The sequence below is a fragment of the Streptomyces sp. SID1328 genome (assembly GCF_009865595.1).
GTDB lineage: Bacteria > Actinomycetota > Actinomycetes > Streptomycetales > Streptomycetaceae > Streptomyces > Streptomyces griseoluteus.
The window spans coordinates 1-537 of record NZ_WWKH01000027.1 but is presented as its reverse complement, the minus strand read 5'-3'; the positions used below and the strand labels follow the sequence as shown (position 1 = coordinate 537).

Genomic DNA, 537 nt, shown 5'->3' with positions numbered 1-537 from the left:
CGCCGGGGTCCGCGCCGCCGGGCCGGGTCCGCGCACCGTCCCGGAGGCGGCCCGTCACTACTGCATCACCCGCAGCGCCGCCCGGCTGATGGACGTCTACACCTCGGCGCTCACCCGTACGGTCCCCTCGCCCCGACACCCTCACGGAGGCAGCCCCTCATGACCGACAATCCCACCCGGCGCCGTCGCACCGGCCGCCTGCCGGGCTCCCGTTCCCTGCCGCCCTGGTCGCTGGTGGCCGCCGGGGTCGTCGCGGGCGGGCTGATCGGCGGCGGGTACGGCCTGCTCAAGGCCCCCGCCTACACGGCGACCAGCTATGTCATCGCCGTCCCCGCCGAGCGCTCGGACACCTCCACCGCACTCGGCTTCGCGCAGGCGTACGGCAGGGTCGCCACCCAGCCCGCCGTGCTCGCCGAGGCGCAGGCGCGGGCCGGGGTGCCGGTGAGCACCCTGGCCAAGAACGTGCGCACGGCCACCTCGCCGGACGCCCCGATGGTCGCCGTCTCCGCCACCTCCGGGCAGCCCGCGCGGGCCGCC

General features: G+C 77.5%; 2 pseudogenes. Both read left to right on the top strand.

From position 1 onward, the window contains the following. Positions 1-163 (top strand): annotated as a pseudogene (locus GT030_RS36035) (glycosyl transferase); the annotation flags it as partial. After that, positions 160-537, top strand: a pseudogene (locus tag GT030_RS00750) (lipopolysaccharide biosynthesis protein); the annotation flags it as partial. The pseudogenes GT030_RS36035 and GT030_RS00750, both read left to right, overlap by 4 nt.